This window comes from Methylobacterium sp. J-048, assembly GCF_022829515.1.
In the GTDB taxonomy this organism is placed as follows: Bacteria; Pseudomonadota; Alphaproteobacteria; order Rhizobiales; family Beijerinckiaceae; genus Methylobacterium.
On record NZ_JAKSYL010000100.1, the window covers coordinates 58,692 to 76,993 of the forward strand.

Genomic DNA, 18,302 nt, shown 5'->3' on the forward strand with positions numbered 1-18,302 from the left:
TTTCCGAAAGCCGGACTCCACCTTTCGCGACGACGCTTTCAGACCACGTTGCTTCGATCCCGCATCCGGACAGGCGCCGGGCCGTGGTCCCCTCAGCGCCCGCTCAGCGCCGGATCAATGACTTGCCGGTCATCTCCGCCGGCTGGTCGAGTCCCATCAGGTCGAGGAGGGTCGGCGCGACATCGGCCAAGCGGCCGTCGGCGAGCGTCACGCCGTCGACGCCGACCAGCGTCACCGGCACCGGATTGAGCGTATGGGCGGTGTGCGGCTCGCCGGTCTCCGGGTCGCGCATCATCTCGCAATTGCCGTGGTCGGCGGTGACGAGCAGCGCCCCGCCGCTCGCCGTGATCGCGTCGACCACCCGGCCGAGGCAGGCATCGACCGTCTCGACAGCCTTCACGGCGGCGGCGAGGCTGCCGGTATGGCCGACCATGTCGGGATTGGCGAAGTTCAGGAGGATCATGTCGTAGCGGCCGGAGCCGATCGCCGCCACGGCGCGGTCGGTCAGTTCCGCGGCCGACATCTCCGGCTGCAGATCGTAGGTCGCCACCTTGGGCGAGGGCACCAGGATCGCGTCCTGGCCCTCGAATGGCGCCTCGCGGCCGCCGTTCATGAAGTAGGTGACGTGGGGATATTTCTCGGTCTCGGCCATGCGCAGCTGGGTGCGCCCGGCCCGGGCCACGGTCTCGCCGAGGCCGTTCGGCAGGTCGAGGGGACCGAACAGGGTGTCGGCGAAGGCATCGATCTCGACACTGTACTGGACGATGCCGAGGGCTGCAGCGAACCGGACCGTCCGAGCCCGCGCGAAACCCGTGAAGTCCGGATCGAGCAGGGCCTCGAGGATCTGCCGGGTCCGGTCGGCGCGGAAGTTGAAGCTCAGCACGCCGTCGCCGTCGTTCATGCCGGCATAGTCGCCGATGATGGCCGGCCGCAGGAACTCGTCCGACAGGTCGACCACGTAGGAAGCGGCGATCGCCTCCATGGCGCTCGCGAACCGGGCGCCGCGCGCCGCCGTCATCGCGTCGTAGGCGATCGATACCCGCTCCCAGCGCCGGTCGCGGTCCATCGCGTAATAGCGGCCACACAAGGTGGCGATGCGCGCGCCCTCCGGGAGGGCGGCCTCCACGGTCTCGATGCAGGTGGCGGCGGACCGGGGCGGCATGTCGCGCCCGTCCGTGAAGGCGTGGAGCTCGACCGGTACGCCCGCTTCGACCAGAACCCGGGCCAGCGCCACCGCGTGGTCCTGATGCGCGTGGACGCCCCCCGGCGACAGCAGGCCGACGAGGTGGCAGGTGCCGCCGCTCGCCCGCAGCGCGTCGATGAACCGGGTCAGGGCCGGGTTGGTGGCGAGCGAGCCGTCCGCGACGGCGGAGTCGATCCGCGGCAGGTCCTGCATGACCACCCGGCCGGCACCGATATTCAGATGGCCGACCTCGGAATTGCCCATCTGCCCCTCGGGCAGGCCGACATCGGCCCCGAAGGTCATAAGGCGCGCCCGGGGACGCTCCGCCATCAGCGCGTCGAAGACCGGGGTCCGCGCCTGAAGAACGGCGTTGTCGGCGACCGTGTCCCGGAGTCCCCAGCCGTCGAGGATCACGAGCATCACGGGGCGCGGGGTCCTGTCGGGCACGGTCACAACACTCCAAGGCCGCTACGGCACGATGCGGTATCCCGGGACCCACGAGGCCCGGAAACATGCGCGTGTCGATAATCGGCTTGGCCGCGCGAGACTACAGCCCAGGATCGGAATCGGCGACGGATGCGGAACGGCGTCCGGGTTCTGACACCGGATCTGCAGGTCCGATCACGGAAGTCCCGTCAATTGACGCTCGCCGGGTCCGATCCGGGTGCAACGCCGAGCAGGGGCGGCTTCCGGCGCAGGGCGGTCCGCAGCAGGGTCCGGCGATAGCCTCGGTGCGACAGGAAGCCGACCGCCCAGGACAGGTGCATGGTGATCGCCGCCGGGCCGCTCATGACCAGGATCGGCTCTCGCGCCTTCAGCGCCAGGGCGAGGCCGCTCAGGCCGCAGCCGCCCACATACACCGCCAGCAGGACCAGCATCATCGGCGCGACGGTGGCGAGGGCCAGGGCAACGAAGCCGTAGACCAGGACCAGGGGCGGCAGCATCTGGCGCAGTCGCGGCAGGCAGGCGTGCTTCTCCAGGGTCCGGGCGCAGCCGCGGCCGTACTGGAAATATTGCCGGGTCAGGCTGAACAGGGTCGCGCGGGGGTAGTAGGTCACGACGAGATCGGCCGCGAGATAGATCTTGCCGCCGGCCGCGCAGAACCGGCGGTCCAGCTCGGCATCCTCGTTGTGCGAAAAGCTCTCGTCGTAGCCGCCGACCCGCAGGAACTCGCGCCGGTCGAAGATGGCGTGGTGGCCGTGGGTGACGTAGCCCGAGATCCCGCCCAGGCGGTGCGCCGACCCGCCATTGCCGAGCCGGCTGTTCTGGGCGGCCGCGATGGCGCGCTGCAGCGGCGTCACCCCGATGGTCCGCAGGGGCACGACCACCGAGACCGCCTCCCGCAGGCGGATCGTCCGCACCAGGTCCCGCACCCAGTTCTCGGGATAGGCGGCGTGGCAATCGGCGCGCACGAGATAGGTCGAGCCCGGATGCGCCAGGCGCGCCGCGAGGTTGAGGGCCGAGGCCTGGATCCGGCGGGCATTGTGGATCAGCTGGATCCGCGGATCCTCGACGCTCAGCGCCCGGACGATGGCGCAGGTCGCGTCGCTGCTGCCGCCGTCCATCACCAACAATTCGCAGGCGAGCGACCCTGAGGCCGGCATCACCGAGCGGATCGCCTCGGCGATGTGCTGAGCCTCGTTCAAGGCCGGCATGGCAATCGTCACGAGCGGGATGACCGCGCCGTCCGAGCCATCGACCGAAGCGTCCTTCATGGCGGTTCTCCTGAGACCCGAGCCCGATCTTTCGCCGGACCCGCGGTGGCCCCGTTCCGGAGGAAGCCCTGTGCCTCTGCGAGGACGGCTCGTTCGCCCGACACGAGTGTCCGGGCCGGCCGAGCCGGTCTCGACAGAGACGACGGCCCGCGCCCGGGGTCTCTTCTGTCCTCATAGGCAATCAATACCGTGGTTAACGACAACCACCTCTTCAGTCGGGAGGCTTGGTACGACGAAAGATGTAATTCGTGCCGGATGACCGGGGTGATAGCCCGGCTCAGTGGGATCGCCGATCCGGCCGCCAAGCGCCGCAAGCGGATCCCGCAAGCACCGATCGTCGTGCGGGATCGCCTCGAATGATGGACTCTTTGGACGCGCTTGCGCTCGATGCGCCGAAACACGGCCTCACCGGGCCGAGATCAGAACCGACCGCGATGCCGGTCACCGAGATTGTTCCGGATCATAAGCTCGTCGCCTTCGATGCCGCGAGCGTCTGGCAGTATCGCGGGTTGTTGTGGGTCCTGATCCTGCGCGACTTGAAGGTGCTCTATCGCCAGACCGCGCTGGGCGCCTGCTGGGCGATCGCGCAGCCGCTGTTCACGGTGGCGATCTTCACCGTCATCTTCGGCCATTTCGCCAAGATCCCCACCGACGGGGCGCCCTACGCACTGTTTGCCGGGAGCGCCATCATCCTGTGGACCTACTTCGCCGAGGCGGTGCGCCGGAGCGCCACGGGTCTCGTCACCGAGGCCGAGCTCATCCGCAAGATCTACTTCCCGCGCCTGGTGATCCCGCTGGCCACCGTGGTGTCGCCGATGGTCGACTTCGCCATCGCCATGGTGGTGATGCTGGTGCTGATGCTCTGGTACGGGGTGGTGCCGAGCTGGCACATCGTCTTCGCGATCCCGACGCTCGCCGTCACGGCGATGCTGGCGCTCGGGGTGAGCCTCTGGCTCGGGCCGGTCAACGTCCGCTTCCGGGACGTCAAGCACACGCTGCCGTTCCTCATCCAGATCTGGATGTACGCCTCGCCGATCGTCTACGCCGCGAGCATCGTCCCCGACTCGGTGCGCTGGGTCTACGCGCTCAACCCGATGGTCGGTCTGATCGAGGCGTTCCGGTTCGCGATCCTCGGCGGAACCGGCCCCGACGTCTTCGCGCTCGCCGTCTCGGTCACGGTCGCATCCCTGCTGCTGCTCACCGGACTGATCTTCTTCCAGCGCATGGAGCGCTCTTTCGCGGATATAATCTGATGTCGATGGCGATCAGCGTACAAGATATCGGCAAGCAATACTGGCGCGCCCCGCGGGCCACGCACGAGAACTCCCTGCGCGATGCGATCATCGAGGGCGCGCGGGGCCTGGTGACGCGGAGATCCGAGGCGCGCCCGTCCAAGGAGGGCTTCTGGGCGCTCAAGGATGTCAGCTTCGGCATCAAGCATGGCGAGAATGTCGGCATCATCGGGATGAACGGGGCGGGCAAAAGCACCCTGCTCAAGCTGATCTCGCGGATCGCCGCCCCGACCACCGGCAGCATCCGGCTGGTCGGCCGGGTCGGCGCGCTGCTCGAAGTCGGCACCGGCTTCCACCGGGAACTCACCGGGCGCGAGAACATCTTCCTCTACGGCTCGATCCTGGGCATGCACCGCCATGAGATCGCGGAGAAATTCGACGCGATCGTCGAGTTCTCGGAGATCGGCGACTTCATCGACATGCCGGTGAAGCGCTACTCCAGCGGCATGTATGTCCGGCTGGCCTTCTCGGTCGCCGCCCATCTCGAGCCCGACATCCTGCTCCTCGACGAGGTGCTGGCGGTCGGCGACTACACCTTCCAGAAGAAGTGCATCGACTTCGCCCGGCGCCTGCAGACCAAGGGCTCGACGATCCTGCTGGTCTCGCACAACATGTTCAGCGTGAAGACCATGTGCGAGCGGGTCATCTACATCAAGAACGGCCGCGTCGCCTTCGACGGCCCCACCGACGAGGGTCTGCACCATTACGAGCGGGACAGCTACCTGGCCGATGCACCGTGGTTCAAGCCGGAGGGCGGCCGCCATCCGGTGGAGATCCGCGAGGTGACGATCGCCGATGAATCCGGCGCGCCCAAGACGCTGTTCCGGCACGGCGAGCGGATGCGGATCACCGCGCGCTACACCGCCGCAGAGCCGATCGCCGACCCGCACGTCCTGTTCTCGGTCACGCGGTCCGACGAGCTGCTCTGCTGCAACTTCAGCACGATGACGGACCGGGCCAAGCTGCCGACCCTGTCGGGCGAGGGCACGATCGAGCTGCTGACGCCGCCGCTGACGCTGACTGCGGACACCTACACGGTCTCGATGGTGGTCCGGCAGCGGGGCTTCGAGCGCCTGCTCGCAGCAAAGGTCGGCGCCCGCTTCCACATCGAGCACCCGGTCTTCGCCCCCGACGTGTTCGGCGTCTTTCACCAGCCCGGCACCTGGGCTGCCGACCCTGCACCGCATCGCTGAAGCCCGGAGGGAACGATGGCCACGATTGCATCAGGGCTCCGCCACGACGGGAGCCGAGAGAGCGACGAGGAGACCGCCCGGCGCGCCGGGCGGATCCGGGCGAACTTCTCGGCCTTCGATGCCCGGGTGCGAGAGGCGGAGCGTCTGGCGGCGTCCGGCGATCCGGAAGGGGCCGCCGTCGAGGCCGCCATCGCGGCGACGATGGCGGCTCATCGCCATTGCGGCGTGTTCGCGAGCCCACGCCTGGAGCGCGTGACCGCCGAGATCGGCCGACGGCTGGAGCCGGAGGCCGACCACGGCGCGGCCCCGGAGCCGGCCCCGTTCCGCCGCGTCCTCCACGTCTGCACGCAGCTCGCCCCGGTGGGCGGCCTGACCAAGATGCTGGCCCTCTGGATCGGCGCCGATGCCAACCGGACCAACGGGCTGGCCCTGACCCAGCATCGCGGGCCGGTCGATGCGCGGATCACCGAAGCGGTGCGCGCCAGCGGCGGCACGATCCACCACCTGAACCACCGCCAGGGCAGCAAGCTGGCCTGGGCGCGGGAGCTGCGCCGGGTCGCGCAGGACTACGACGTCGTCGTCCTGCACATCCATTGCGAGGACGTGGTTCCGCTGATCGCATTCGCGGATCCGGACAGACACCCGCCGGTGCTCCTGCTCAACCACGCCGACCACCTGTTCTGGATCGGGACGCGGATCAGCCACGCGGTGATCAACTTGCGCGAGGCCGCCCGCCGGCTCGCGAACACGCGGCGCGGCGTCAACCCGGCCCGAAGCCTCCTGCTCCCGACCCTGATCACCCTGCCCGAGCGTCAGCGCAGCCGCGCCGCGGCCAAGCGCGCCCTCGGCATCCCGGACGACGAGGTCCTGCTGGTCTCAGTGGCGCGCGGCGCGAAGTACCGCAACGTCGGTCCGGTCACCTACGCCGACCGCCACGTCGACCTCCTGGCCGCGCACCCGAACGCCCGCCTGATCGTGGTCGGCGCCGGCGAGCGGGCGGATTGGGGGCCGGCCCAGGCCGCCACGGGCGGACGCATCACGGCCTATCCGGAGCAGTCGGATCCGCGGGTGTTCTTCGAGGCGGCAGACATCTACGTGGATTCCTACCCGTTCGTCTCCTCGACCTCGATGCTCGAAGCCGCCGCCTACGGGCTGCCGCTGGTGACGCGATTCGAGGCGCCCGAGGCGGCCGAGATCGTCGCGATCAACCATCCGGGGCTCGACGCGACGGCCCGGGTCGCCCGCGACCAGGCTGAATACGAGGCCCATCTGACCGCGCTGATCACCGACGCGGAAGCGCGCCAGGCCGCGGGCGCCGGGATCAGCGCCGCCATCGCGCGGCTCTACGCGCCGGCGAGCTGGCTCGCCGGGCTCGACGCGGTCTACGCCGAGGCCCAGGCGCTGCCCCGGCTCGCGCCGGATGCCGGGCCGGTCACGGCCGAAGTGCCCCATCTCGGCGAGCCCGACCTGCGCCACCAGGACATGTTCGGCTCGGATTTCCCGGTCTCGGGCATGACCAAGAACTACATCGGCATGCTGCCGCTCCGGCAGCGCATCGCCTCCTGGGCCGCCCTGCGCCGCGCCGGCGATTTTTCCGGGCCCTGGGAGCGGGTGCGCCTGCTGCTTCCGGAATGGCTGGTGCGCAACGTGAAGGACCGGCCGGGGCTTCTGCGAGCCGGTTGATCGTGCGTGATCGCAACCGGCGGGACGATCGCGTCACGCAAGCTTAGACCCGGGAAGTTGCCCTATGGCTTCCCGGGTCTAAAGCATCGCCCCGAAAGGTGGCCAGCGGCTTTCGGGACGATGATACGACCTCAAGGATCTACAGCATCGTGCCGGTTCCGATGTCCGGCACGATGCTGTAGGCGTCTCTGCGTTGTGCAGGTGATCGCTTCAGCGTCCCTGCGGCTCGCAAGCCGTCCGTGATGGCCCGGCCCGCAGGGTCAAACGCGTAAGCTCCAATCTTTCAGCGCGGCCCGGCCGCGGCGACGGGGCGGTTCGCCTGGGCGACGGCCAGCAGGGCTTCGCGCAGATGCGTCGGCCGGACCGCGTCCTTGATCGCCCGGTGCGGCATCAGCCGGAAGGCGGACAGGAGCGCGCCCGCCGCGGCGCGCCGATCGCCGCGGGCCGCATGGGCCTGGGCGCCATCCAGGAAGGCGTCGTAATAGCCCTGCACGGTCGCGAAATAGAGGCGCAGGGCCGCGAGACGCGAGAGGCCGAGCGCGGGGACGTGCCGGCGAAACACCAGCTTGGTGAAGCGGATCCGGCGGGCGATCAGGCTGTCGAAGGTCCCGGCCGGCCGCTGCCGGAAATGCACGCAGGGCACCGCGACGAAGCTGGCCCGGTGCCGGCGGACCGCGCGGATCTGCCAATCCCAATCCTGATCGCCGAGCAGCGCCTCGTCGAACAGGCCGACGCTGTCGATCAGGCTCCGGCGCACCAGGGTCGCGCCGACCTGCGGGAAGTAACCGCTCAGCATCCGGCGCAGCAGCGCCCCCCCGTCCACCGGGAGATCCGCCGGCCAGGGGCCGTAGGTCGGCTCCAAATCCTGGGTGGTGGTCACGACCTGCCCGAAGACGATCCCGAGATCCGGCTCGGCCTCGAGCCGGCGCAGATGCGGGCGGATGTGCCCCGGCTGCCAGACGTCGTCGTCGTCGAGAAACGCCACGTAGGGCGCGCTGGCCCGCAGCAGGGCGGCGTTGCGGGCGGCCCCCGCGCCGGGCCGGTCGACGGGCACGTGGATCGCAGCGAATTCCGCGGCGACCGCGGCGCCCGGCCCCGGCTGGCCGTTGTCGCCCACGATGATCTCGAAGGCGAGATCGGGCCCTTCCAGGGCGCGGATGCTCGCCAGGGCCTCGCGCAGCAGGGACGCACGGTTGCAGGTCGGGACCACCACGGAAACCGTGGGGCTGAGCGCGGGCTGGATCATGTCCACTCTTCCCAGGCATCATAGGCGCCCTTCAGGAGGGCACCGAAGACGAGATCGTTGTCGAAATGCGTGACGAAGCTGCGCCCGATGGTTCCCACCGGCCGCGTCTCCACGGCCTGCGCGTAGATGATCCGATAGCCGGCCTGCTGGGCGGCGCGGGCGGCGGCGGGCGTCCAGTTCGCCGACTGCCCGAGCGGGATCGCGAAGCTGTCCGGCGGAATGCCCAGCCGGGCCGCGATCGCCCGGCGCGAGCCGTCGAGTTCCTCGGCCGCCTGCTCGGCACTGATCCGCCCGAAATTCGGATGCGTAACGGAATGGCTGCCGATCTCGACGCCGGTCGAGGCCAGGGCCGCGATCTCGCGCCAGCCCAGAACCCCGCTTGGGCCGGTCCCAGGCCGGTCGAGCCAGCCGGAGACGACGAACAGCGTCCAGGGAATCCCGTGGTCGCGCAGGACCGGCTCCGCCGCGTCGAGCACGCTGCGCCAGCCGTCGTCGAAGGTGATCGCCAGGTCCCAGGGCTCGCCGTTGCCCTCCGCGATGGTGCTGGCCGGCACGAAGCGGTAGCCGAGGCGCAAGGCCAGCTCGATCTGGTGGCGAAAGCGCGCGGGGGTGACGTCGTTGACGCCGCACTCGGGCTGGCCGAGGGAATGGTAGCAGAGAATGCGCCCGCCCGGCAACGCGCGGTGCGTTCCGGCCACGGCCAGGGTCGCACGCTCGCAGGCCATCCGGGCGGCCGCGACCCGGGGGCGGGTGAGCCCCACGGTGCGGGCGAGGCTCTTGACCGGCCCGGGGATCATCGCAGGGCGGCGCGCAGGCCGGCGACGACCTGGTCCTGCATCGCGTCGTCCATGGCGGCGTAGAGCGGCAGCAGGATCGCGTGGTCGCGTGCCCGCTCCGATTCCGGCAGGGCGAAGCGCCGGGGCGCCTCGGCGTAGGGCGGCTCCAGATGGGCGCACATGATGCCCCGGCGGGTGGCGATGCCCTGATCGAGCATCGCCTGCATCACGGCGCCCTGGTCGGCCGCCTCCGGCAGGCGGACGCAGAAGCTCTGCCAGTTGCTGCGCGAGCCGATCGGCTCGGGCGGCGGCGTCACCTCCGGGAGATCGGCGAGCCGCGCCCGGTAGCCGTCCGCCAGGGCCCGCCGCCGGGCGATCAGGCCGGGCAGCCGGGTCAGCTGCGCGCGGCCGATGGCGGCCTGCACGTCGGTCATCCGGTAATTGTAGCCGGCGACCGTGTATTCCTCGGCGACCACCTTGGCGCTGCCGTGGCGGGCCACGTCGGACACGCTCATCCCGTGCTGCCGCCACAGCCTGAACTTACGGTCCCAGTCGGGATTGGCCGTGGTGATCATGCCGCCGTCGCCGGTGGTCAGGACCTTGCGCGGGTGGAACGAGAAGCAGGCGACGTCGCCCGTCATTCCGCCCCCACCGCCGCCGATCGGCCGCCAGACATCGCCCTGGAGGCGCTCGGAGCCGATCGCGCAGGCCGCGTCCTCGATCACCGGGATGCCGGAGCGGCGCCCGATCGCCACGATGGCTTCGAGGTCGCAGGGCATGCCCATCTGGTGGACGCAGACGATCGCCTTCGTCCGCTCGGTGAGCGCCGCGGCGGCGGCCTCCGGGGCCATGTTGAAGGTCGCCGGATCGATGTCGACGAAGATCGGCGTTGCCCCGCACTGGGCGATGGCGTTGGCGGTGGCGATGAAGCTGTGGCTCACCGTCACCACCTCGTCACCGGGTCCGACCCCGGCGGCCAGCAGCGCGAGATGCAGCGCCGTGGTGCAGTTCGAGACCGCGCAGGCATGGGGGGCGCCGACGAGCGCGGCGAACTCGGTCTCAAAGGCCGCGACCTGCGGCCCCTGGGTCAGCCAGCCGGAGCGGACCACGGCGGCGGCGGCCTCCGCCTCCGGCTCGCCGACATCGGGTTTCGCGATCGGGATCATGCCAGCGCCCGCCTCAGGTGATCCGAACCGGCCTCGTCGCTCCACCACGCCACGAGATCGGCGAGGCCATCGGCCGCCCCGATCTCGGCCTCGAAACCGATCAGTTCCCGGGCGAGGCTGGTGTCGCACAGGCGCCGAGGCACCGGGTTCACGGCGCGCTCGGCCTCGTGGAGGAGCGGGGTGCCGTCCTGGCCCATGATCCGGGTGAGATGGCCGGCGAGATCGACGAGCGAGGTCTCCACGCCGGTGCCGACATTGAGCACCACGTCGGTGGCAGGCGCCGTCGCCGACAGGATGTTCGCCCGGGCGATGTCGCGGACATGGACGAGGTCCATGGTCTGCAGGCCGTCGCCGAACACGATCGGGGACTGGCCCTCGGCCAGGCGCTGCATCCAGCGCACCATCACCTCGGTGTAGCGGCCGGTCAGGTCCATGCGCGGCCCGTAGGCGTTGAAGTAGCGCAGGGCGACGTAATCCAGGCCGTACATGTCGTTGAACGAGCGCAGCAGGCCCTCGCCGAACGACTTGGCGGCCCCGTACAGGGTGCGGTTGTCGTAGGGGTGGTTCTTCTCGGTGGTCGGGAAGCTCTCGGCCATGCCGTAGACCGAGGCCGAGGAGGCCATCACCACCTTGGCGACGCCGGCCTCGACGCAGCGCTCCAGCAGGTCGAAGGTCGCGGTCGCCATCACCTCGAAGGCCTGGCGCGGCTCGGCGGCGCATTGGGTGATCCGCAGGGCCGCCTGGTGGAACACCACGTCGGTGCCCTTGACCAGGGTGTCCATCAGGGCGCGGTCGCGGATATCGCCCTGCACCAGCCGGACGCGGCCCGAGCCGAGGGCGTCCTTCAGGTTCTCGGGCCGCCCGCGGACCATGTTGTCCACCGCCACGATCTCGTCGCAGCCGGCCTCGACCAGCAGGTCGATGATGTGGGAGCCGATGAAGCCGGATCCGCCGGTGACGAGGATCCGGGTCCCGCGCAGGTCGCCGCTGAAGCGGCTTCCCTTGCTGACATCACGCAGCTTTTGCATCGGCGACCTCGCAGTAGCTGGAGACGGCCCGGCAGACGGTGTCGATCTGGCTGGTCGTCAGTTCCGGGAACATCGGCAGGGACAGGGTCCGGGCGGCGAGCCGCTCGGTGACCGGCAGGCGGCCGGTGCCGTCGTCGAGGTGGCGGTAGGCGGGCTGCCTGTGGACCGGGACGGGGTAGTGGATTCCGGTGGCAACGCCGGCCTCGGTGAGGTGCTGGCGCAGGCCTTCCCGGTCGGGGGTGCTGACCGCGTAGACGTGGAAGGCGTGGTCGCGTCCGGCCGGGCCGGGCAGGTCGAGCCCGAGGCCCGCGAGCCGGGCGCCGTACTCGGCCGCCACCGCCTGCCGAGCCCGGGTCCAGCCCTCCAGGTAGGGGAGCTTGGTGCCGAGCACTGCGCCCTGGACCCCGTCCATGCGCAGGTTGAAGCCGTGCCGGACGTGGTTGTACTTGCCCTGCTGGCCCCAGTCGCGCAGGCACCGCGCCGCCTCGGCGAGGTCGTCCCGGTCGGTGACGATGGCACCGCCCTCGCCGTAGGCGCCGAGATTCTTGCCGGGGTAGAAGCTGAAGCAGCCGATATCCCCGATCGTGCCGGCCTTCCGGCCGCCGCGCTCGGCCAGATGCGCCTGGGCGGCGTCCTCGATCAGGGCGAGGCCGTGGCGCCGGGCGATGGCGCCGAGCGCGTCGAGATCCGCCATCCGCCCGTGCAGGTGCACCGGCAGGATCGCCTTGGTGCGGGGCGTGATCGCCGCCTCGACCAGCGCCGGATCCATGGTCCAGTTCACCGGGTCGATGTCGACGAGCACGGGGGTGGCGCCGGCGTAGAGCACGGCCGCGACGGTGGCCACGAAGGTCGCCGAGACCGTGATCACCTCGTCGCCCGGGCCGATATCCAGGGCGAGCAGCGCGAGGTGGAGCGCCGCGGTGCCGCTGCTGACGGCGACCGCGTGCTTGGCGCCGCAGGCCTTGGCGAAGGCCGCCTCGAAGGCGGTGACCGCCGGTCCGAGGACGAAGTCGCCGCTGCGCAGGACGTCGATAACGGCGGTTTCGACGTCGCCGCCGATGGCGGCGTACTGCGCCTTGAGGTCGAGAAACGGGATCACGAGGCCCTCGCAAGTGGCATGAGGTCGATCGGGTGGCCGTTCTGGCGCAGGGAGCGCATCGCGGCCTCGAGCAGCTCGACCACGCGCAAGCCGCTGTGGCCGTCGGTCTTCGGCGCCTTGCCGGTCTCGATGCAGTCGACGAAGTGCTCGATCTCGACGACGAGCGCCTCGCGGAAGGAGAGGTGCGGCGACCACATGTCCCCGGTCCGGTACGAGACCATCAATTCGGTGATGTCCCCGGAGCCGTCGCCGACGGTGACGCCGCGATCGTAGACCTTGACCTTCTCGATCGGGTCCAAGTCGTTGTAGACGATCATCTTCTTGCTGCCGCCGATCAGCGTCTGCCGGACCTTCACGGGGGCCAGCCAGTTGACGTTGATCTGCGCGACGACGCCGCGCGGGTAGAAGATCGTCAGGTGGGCCATGTTCTCGGGGCGGCCGCTGAAATGGCCGGTGCCGCTCGCCGAGATCGCCACCGGGGCGAGATCCAGCACGTGGTCGAGGATCGCGAGATCATGGACCGCGAGATCCCAGATCACGTTCACGTCGCGCTGGAACAGGCCCAGATTCACCCGGGTCGAGTCGTAGTAGAACATGTCGCCGATGGCATCGCTCGCGATGAGCTCATGGATCTTCTCGACCGCGCCCGTATAGACGAAAGTGTGATCGACCATGAGGGTCAGGTTGCGCTTGGCCGCCTCCGCGATCAGCAGCCGGGCCTCGGTGGACGAGGACGTGATCGGCTTCTCGATGAAGACGTGCTTGCCGGCCCGGAGCGCGTTGATGGCGATCTCGAAATGCGAGCTCACCGGGGTCGCCACCATGACGGCGTCGATCTTGGGATCGGCGATGAGGTCGCGCCAATCCTGGTGAAGCTCGACGGCGGGGTAGCGCTTGCCCGCCCGGGCCAGCGCCGCGGGCGACTGGTCGGCAATGGCCGCGAGCCGACATTGCTCGGTCTCCGACGTGCAGCGGGCCAGATTGGGCCCCCAATAGCCGTAGCCGACGATTCCGATGGCGATCATGTGCGTGTCTCCCCTCAAGCGATCTGCAGAGGCTTGGCCGCGGACGGCCGGCGGGATCGCGCGCGCTTCTGGCGCGTGTCGCCGATGACCCGGGCGGGGCATCCGGCCACGATGGCGTAGGGCGGGACGTCGCGGGTCACGACCGCGCCGGCGCCGACCAGGGCGCCCTCCCCGATGGTGATGCCGGCCACGATGGTGGCGTTGGAGCCGATCGAGGCGCGGTCGCCGACGACGGTCTCGACGAGATCCCAGTCGCCGTCGCGCTTCAGGCTGCCGTCCGGGTTGGTCGCCTCGGGGTAGCGCTCGTTGGTGAAGACCACGCCGTGGCCGACGAACACTTCCGCGCCGATGAAAACCCCTTCGCAGATGAAGGTGTGCGAGGAGATCTTGCAGCGGGGACCGATGGTGCTGCCCCGCTGGATCTCGACGAAGGGGCCGATGCGCGATCCGGTCTTTATTTCACACCCGTAAATATTAACGAGATCCGGGTAGAAAATACCCACATCTCGATCAATATCCGCATCGGTAATCGGCATCCCCACAACTCCTTCTGCCGAACTTCTGTGCGGCAAAACTGCGCGGAGCCGTGGACGAACGGGAACCCAGGCTTTCGATATTGTTGCTCCCCCGAAAGGCGAACCGCCCTCCCCCGGGGCGGCCGAGGCCGGGAAGCGCTACCTCGAAAGGCGCAGAGCGGGGCGCCGGGCGGCGCGGCCGCTGACCTTTTGGACGAGTCCCGGCGCGTTGGGCCGCCGCGCATCATGCGGGATGACCTGCACCCGAGCATGAAGGGACGACGCGTGAAGACCTGGTCCCGTCCGGCCCGTTCCAAATTCTTCGCAGAGAAAACCGCCCGGCGCGGTGCCGCGCTGCGAAGAGCCTTCGCGCCGAGCGCGGCGGTGCTGCTCGTACTCGGCGCGAACCCGGCTCTGGCCGAATACCGGATCGCGGCGGGCGACACCCTCGAGGTGACGGCGCTCAGCATTCCCGGGTTCAAGCAGGAGGCGACGGTCGGGGTCGACGGCACCGTCATGGTGCCGCTGCTCGGCGACGTGCCGGCGGCCGGGCTGACCGTCGCGGAGCTGCGGAAGACCCTCCAGAAGTCGCTGCCGGCCAAGGCGGTGCGGCAGCGCAACTCGGAAGGACGCGAATCGATCGCCGTGATCGAGCCCGACGAGATCGGGGTGCGGATCGCGAAGTACCAGCCGGTCTACCTGAGCGGCGACGTGACCAAGCAGGGCGAGCACCCGTTCCACCCGGGCATGACCGTCCGGCAGGCGGTGGCGCTGGCCGGTGGCTACAACCTCCTGCGCTTCCGCATGGAGAACCCGGTGGTCGAGAGCGCCAACCTGCGCGCCGAGTACGATGCGGTCTGGGCGAGCATCGGCCGGGAGAGCGCCAATGTCTGGCGGCTCAAGGCGATCATCGCGGCGGCGCGGGCGGACAAGGCGGCGCCGGCCGGCACGGAGGCGTCCCCGAACGTACCGCCGCGGTCGAGCGTCGCGCAGAAGATCGCCGAGCAGCAGCTGCGCGTGCAGATGGCCGACGTCTCCAAGGAGAAGGAGCATCTGCAGCGCGCGCTGACCCGCTCCCAGAACCAGCTGGTCAGCCTGACCGAGCAGCAGGCCAAGGAGAAGGAGGGCGTCACGGCCGACGCCGACGATTACGATGCGGTGCGCGCCCTGTTCCAGCGCGGCGCCGTGGTCACCACGCGCCTGACCGATGCCCGCCGGGCGGTGTTGCTGTCCTCGACCCGAGCCCTGCAGACCACCGTCCAGGTGGCCCAGCTGGAGCGGGACAAGGGCGAGCTGACCCGCAAGCTCGAACGGGTCGACGACCAGCAGGCCCTGGACGCCATGGAGAAGCTGCAGGTCTCGGAAGACAACCTGACCGCGCTCCGTTCGCGCCTGAACAGCATCAACGACAAGCTGGTCTACACCGGCGCCCTGCGGACGCAGCTCCTGTCCGGCGGCCGGGTGCGGGCCTCGATCGCGGTGTTCCGCCCCAACGACACCGCCCAGAGCAAAGTCGACGCGGCCGAGGAGATGGAGCTTCGGCCGGGCGACGTCGTAGAGGTCGTGCTCAAGCCGGATCCCGCCCTGCGGGGGATCGGCGACGGGACCGGCCAGAACTGACGTCGTCGGAGGTGCCCCCGCCGGGGCGCCGATGTTCGGACATCGAGCTCCGCAGAGCGGAACGCGCTCCCCCCTGCGGGGAGGAAAGAAGCCCAACGGTTCAGGCTCTTGCCGCCGAACCCGACATGTGAAGCCGCGAGCCCGCCCCGGTGAGGGAAGCCATGAACAGACACTCGACCAGCGCGTCCTTCCTGCGCGCCGATCCCATCGGCCCGGCGCGGCCGTGGCGGGACGGATCGCGGACGCCCGACCCCGAAGCCCAGGTCGCGATCCTGACGATCATGCGGCGGAACTGGCGGTCGATCCTGGCGCTCGGCGGCGTCGGGTTCGTCGCGGCGATCATCTACGTCGCCACCGCCCCGTCGATCTACACCGCCCGGGCGCGGGTCTACATCGAGAGCCGGTCGAGCCCGGTCACGGCCCGCGACACGCCCGGCGCCGCGACCCCCCTGGAGATCCCCGAGGTGGAGAGCCAGGTCGAGTATATCCGCTCGGAGAAGATCGCCCTGGCCGCCGTGCGCCGGCTCGGCCTGCCGCCGTCCCAGGAGCTGGCGGTGCCGCCGCATCCGCTTGTGGCCAAGGTCCGCGAGGCGCTGGGCGCGGTCAAGCTGTTCCTCGGCGGCCTGGTCGGCCTCTCGCCCGCACCCAAGCCGACCGGGGCGGTGAGCCCGGAGGAGCGCCAGGCCGCCACCGTCCGGGAGAACCTGGAAGCCGGCCGCGTCGGCGCGGCCTACGTCATTGAGGTCGGCTACAGCCTCGACAATGCCGCCGAGGCCGCCGCCGTCGCGAACGCCGTGGCGGATGCCTACGTCGCGACGCAGCTGGAGAACCGGTCGCAGATCTGGAAGGTCGCCGGCGAGTGGATCCTGCCGCGGCTGAAGGAAATGCAGCAGCGCGCCAGCCAGGCCTCCCGCGAGGCTCAGACCTACAAGGCCGAGCACGCGATCATCGATCTCGGCAAGCGCGGCCTGGTCGGCGAGCAGCAGCTCGAGGAGCTCAACACCGCGGTCGCCTCGGCCCGGTCCCGGACCGTGGACGCCCGCGCTACCCGCGACCAGATCCACATGCTGCTCGCCTCCGACATCGCCGATCCCGGCATCACGGAGGCCTTCAAGGACACGGTGATCATCCAGCTGCGCAAGCAGTATGTCGATCTCGTCCAGCGCGCCGACGACCTGAAGCGCCGCCTCGGCCCCGATCACGACGCGGTCACGGCGATCCAGAAGGACGTGCTGGCGGCCAAGCACTCCCTGCGCGCCGAGCTGGAGCGCCTCGCTGCCTCGCTGGACCGCGACTACGAGGTCGCGAAATCGCGCGAGGACAGCATGACGACGGCCTTCGACGCGCTGATCTCGAAGACGCTGGTCACCAGCGAAGCGCGGGTCAAGGCGAAGGAACTCGACCGGGCGGCCGAGACCTACGACCAGATCTACACGAGCCTGCTCAGCCGCTACATCGACGCGGTCAACCAGCAATCCTACCCGCAGCCCTCCGCCCACGTGATCACCCCGGCGAGCGTCCCGGAGCGCCCGAGCGCGCCGCGCGGCGGCCTGATCGTGTTGCTCGGCCTGCTGGTCGGGGCCGGGCTCGGAGTGAGCGGCGCCTTCGCGCGGCACTGGTTCGACCGGACCATCCGGGTGCCCGGGCAGCTCACCGGCCAAGGCCTGCCCTGCCTGGCTGCGCTGCCCGAGCTGCGGCGCGAGCCGGGCTACCGGGCCGCCCTGTCGCTGGCGCAGACCCATGCCAGCGAATCCCTTCGGCCGGCGAGCGTCGAGGCGTTCAAGGCCGCCGCCGTGCGGTTCATGCCGCAATCCGTCTTCGTCGAGCGCCTGCACAGCTTAAAGGCGCATCTGCTCGGAAACGACCGCCGCGGCCCGGTCTTCGCCATCGGGGTGACCTCGGTCGGGGCCGGCACCGGCAAGACCACCTTCGCGAGCAACTTCGCCCAGCTGCTAGCGCGCTCGCGCTCGGCCTCCGCCTGCCGGATCCTGCTGATCGATGCCGATGTGCGGCAGGCGACCCTGTCGCGGCTCAACCAGGCCGCCGACCAGGCCGGGCTGCTCGACGTGCTCGCAGGCCGGTGCGGCACCGACGAGGCGGTCCGGCAGCCGCTCGGGGATGTCCGCCTGCTGGCCTGCGGCAGCCTCCTCCCGGGCGACCCGCATTTCAGCGACCTGATGACCCCGGAAGGCATCGCCGGCCTTGTCCGCGACGAGCGCACCCATCTCGACCGGATCGTCGTCGACCTGCCCCCGGCGGACGAGCTCCCGACGCTGCGGCCGCTCCTCGACATGCTGGACGGGATGATCCTCGTAGCCGAGGCGGGCAAGACCAACATCGACGACGTGATGGCCGCCGTCCAAGACCTCGAATCCGCCGGCTGCACCGTGTTGGGCGTGGTCCTCAACAAGACCAACACCACGCCGGCGGTCCGGCGCGGCACGATCGTGAACGCCCTGGTCCAGAGGGCTGCGGCCGCAGCTGCCCCGGCCCGGCTCGCCCGATCCTGGCGCCGCCGGCCGAGCGCCGACGTCACGGATTCCGGGGCCTCCGCGTGACGGCGTCGGGCTCACCCGCGCAAGGAAAGCTGAACGCGCTCTCCTCCCCCCTGTGGCTAGGGGCTACACAGGTTTCGGTCAGAGCCGTGGTCCTGCCGCTGGCAGAGGAGGCACGGGTCCCCTCTCCCGTGCGGGAGAGGGACAGGGTGAGGGATGCGCGTTTTCCGGACAGACTTGGTCCCTCACCCCAACCCTCTCCCGCA

The 18,302-nt window shown here is 70.1% G+C and carries 14 protein-coding genes; 5 read left to right on the top strand and 9 right to left on the bottom strand.

Going from position 1 to position 18,302, the window contains the following annotated elements:
• Positions 1–103: 103 nt before the first annotated feature.
• Positions 104–1,603 carry a 2,3-bisphosphoglycerate-independent phosphoglycerate mutase gene (gene gpmI / locus MKL09_RS07425; protein WP_244019322.1) on the bottom strand — a complete coding sequence of 500 codons (1,500 nt, stop codon included), beginning with the start codon at positions 1,601–1,603 and terminating at the stop codon, positions 104–106.
• Positions 1,604–1,818: 215 nt separating this feature from the next.
• Positions 1,819–2,898 (bottom strand): glycosyltransferase family 2 protein, encoded by a 1,080-nt coding sequence (locus MKL09_RS07430; RefSeq protein ID WP_244019235.1) that lies wholly within the window; start codon positions 2,896–2,898, stop codon positions 1,819–1,821.
• A 356-nt stretch (positions 2,899–3,254) separates the two neighbouring features.
• Here MKL09_RS07430 and MKL09_RS07435 point away from each other — a divergent pair, with 356 nt between their 5' ends.
• From MKL09_RS07435 to MKL09_RS07445, 3 genes are read left to right on the top strand one after another with little or no spacing between them, the layout of a single operon-like run.
• Positions 3,255–4,151 carry an ABC transporter permease gene (locus tag MKL09_RS07435; protein ID WP_244019236.1) on the top strand — a complete coding sequence of 299 codons (897 nt, stop codon included), beginning with the start codon at positions 3,255–3,257 and terminating at the stop codon, positions 4,149–4,151.
• A complete protein-coding gene (locus MKL09_RS07440) occupies positions 4,151–5,383 on the top strand; it encodes an ABC transporter ATP-binding protein (protein ID WP_244019237.1) in 1,233 nt (410 codons plus the stop codon). Before MKL09_RS07435 ends, MKL09_RS07440 begins: the two co-directional genes overlap by 1 nt.
• 15 nt (positions 5,384–5,398) lie before the next feature.
• Positions 5,399–7,066 (top strand): glycosyltransferase, encoded by a 1,668-nt coding sequence (locus tag MKL09_RS07445; protein WP_244019238.1) that lies wholly within the window; start codon positions 5,399–5,401, stop codon positions 7,064–7,066.
• A gap of 283 nt (positions 7,067–7,349) precedes the next feature.
• On the opposite strand, the gene MKL09_RS07450 is transcribed toward MKL09_RS07445, so the two are convergent.
• Genes MKL09_RS07450 through MKL09_RS07480 form a run of 7 tightly spaced genes read right to left on the bottom strand, consistent with a single transcriptional unit; the run spans position 7,350 to position 13,942 of the window.
• Positions 7,350–8,312, bottom strand: a complete 963-nt coding sequence (locus tag MKL09_RS07450) for a glycosyltransferase family 2 protein (RefSeq protein ID WP_244019239.1) — start codon at positions 8,310–8,312, stop codon at positions 7,350–7,352.
• Positions 8,309–9,109 (bottom strand): polysaccharide deacetylase family protein, encoded by an 801-nt coding sequence (locus tag MKL09_RS07455; protein WP_244019240.1) that lies wholly within the window; start codon positions 9,107–9,109, stop codon positions 8,309–8,311. The genes MKL09_RS07450 and MKL09_RS07455 overlap by 4 nt, the downstream gene beginning before the upstream one ends.
• The gene (locus MKL09_RS07460) at positions 9,106–10,254 is read right to left on the bottom strand and encodes a DegT/DnrJ/EryC1/StrS family aminotransferase (protein WP_244019241.1); all 1,149 of its coding nucleotides are present in this window, start codon (positions 10,252–10,254) and stop codon (positions 9,106–9,108) included. The genes MKL09_RS07455 and MKL09_RS07460 overlap by 4 nt, the downstream gene beginning before the upstream one ends.
• The gene (locus MKL09_RS07465; RefSeq protein WP_244019242.1) at positions 10,251–11,282 is read right to left on the bottom strand and encodes an SDR family NAD(P)-dependent oxidoreductase; all 1,032 of its coding nucleotides are present in this window, start codon (positions 11,280–11,282) and stop codon (positions 10,251–10,253) included. The genes MKL09_RS07460 and MKL09_RS07465 overlap by 4 nt, the downstream gene beginning before the upstream one ends.
• A complete protein-coding gene (locus MKL09_RS07470) occupies positions 11,266–12,381 on the bottom strand; it encodes a DegT/DnrJ/EryC1/StrS family aminotransferase (protein ID WP_244019243.1) in 1,116 nt (371 codons plus the stop codon). Before MKL09_RS07470 ends, MKL09_RS07465 begins: the two co-directional genes overlap by 17 nt.
• Entirely contained in the window at positions 12,378–13,406 is a 1,029-nt protein-coding gene (locus MKL09_RS07475; protein ID WP_244019244.1) for a Gfo/Idh/MocA family protein, read from the bottom strand. The genes MKL09_RS07470 and MKL09_RS07475 overlap by 4 nt, the downstream gene beginning before the upstream one ends.
• A gap of 14 nt (positions 13,407–13,420) precedes the next feature.
• Complete coding sequence (locus MKL09_RS07480; RefSeq protein WP_244019246.1) at positions 13,421–13,942, bottom strand: acyltransferase; 522 nt, start codon at positions 13,940–13,942, stop codon at positions 13,421–13,423.
• A 249-nt stretch (positions 13,943–14,191) separates the two neighbouring features.
• Between MKL09_RS07480 and MKL09_RS07485 the strand changes: the two genes are divergently transcribed.
• Positions 14,192–15,541 (top strand): polysaccharide biosynthesis/export family protein, encoded by a 1,350-nt coding sequence (locus MKL09_RS07485; RefSeq protein WP_244019249.1) that lies wholly within the window; start codon positions 14,192–14,194, stop codon positions 15,539–15,541.
• A 161-nt stretch (positions 15,542–15,702) separates the two neighbouring features.
• Complete coding sequence (locus tag MKL09_RS07490) at positions 15,703–18,099, top strand: polysaccharide biosynthesis tyrosine autokinase (protein WP_244019250.1); 2,397 nt, start codon at positions 15,703–15,705, stop codon at positions 18,097–18,099.
• The last annotated feature ends 203 nt before the right edge of the window (positions 18,100–18,302 follow it).

Bases quoted from the DNA above. Each gene is read 5' to 3' on its own strand.
- MKL09_RS07435 (WP_244019236.1), top strand. From the start codon at position 3,255: ATGATGGACTCTTTGGACGCGCTTGCGCTCGATGCGCCGAAACACGGC.
- MKL09_RS07445 (WP_244019238.1), top strand. From the start codon at position 5,399: ATGGCCACGATTGCATCAGGGCTCCGCCACGACGGGAGCCGAGAGAGC.
- MKL09_RS07475 (WP_244019244.1), bottom strand. From the start codon at position 13,406: ATGATCGCCATCGGAATCGTCGGCTACGGCTATTGGGGGCCCAATCTG.
- MKL09_RS07485 (WP_244019249.1), top strand. From the start codon at position 14,192: ATGAAGGGACGACGCGTGAAGACCTGGTCCCGTCCGGCCCGTTCCAAA.
- MKL09_RS07450 (WP_244019239.1), bottom strand. From the start codon at position 8,312: ATGATCCAGCCCGCGCTCAGCCCCACGGTTTCCGTGGTGGTCCCGACC.
- MKL09_RS07430 (WP_244019235.1), bottom strand. From the start codon at position 2,898: ATGAAGGACGCTTCGGTCGATGGCTCGGACGGCGCGGTCATCCCGCTC.
- MKL09_RS07480 (WP_244019246.1), bottom strand. From the start codon at position 13,942: ATGCCGATTACCGATGCGGATATTGATCGAGATGTGGGTATTTTCTAC.
- MKL09_RS07490 (WP_244019250.1), top strand. From the start codon at position 15,703: ATGAACAGACACTCGACCAGCGCGTCCTTCCTGCGCGCCGATCCCATC.
- MKL09_RS07465 (WP_244019242.1), bottom strand. From the start codon at position 11,282: ATGCAAAAGCTGCGTGATGTCAGCAAGGGAAGCCGCTTCAGCGGCGAC.
- MKL09_RS07460 (WP_244019241.1), bottom strand. From the start codon at position 10,254: ATGATCCCGATCGCGAAACCCGATGTCGGCGAGCCGGAGGCGGAGGCC.
- MKL09_RS07455 (WP_244019240.1), bottom strand. From the start codon at position 9,109: ATGATCCCCGGGCCGGTCAAGAGCCTCGCCCGCACCGTGGGGCTCACC.
- gpmI (WP_244019322.1), bottom strand. From the start codon at position 1,603: ATGCTCGTGATCCTCGACGGCTGGGGACTCCGGGACACGGTCGCCGAC.
- MKL09_RS07440 (WP_244019237.1), top strand. From the start codon at position 4,151: ATGTCGATGGCGATCAGCGTACAAGATATCGGCAAGCAATACTGGCGC.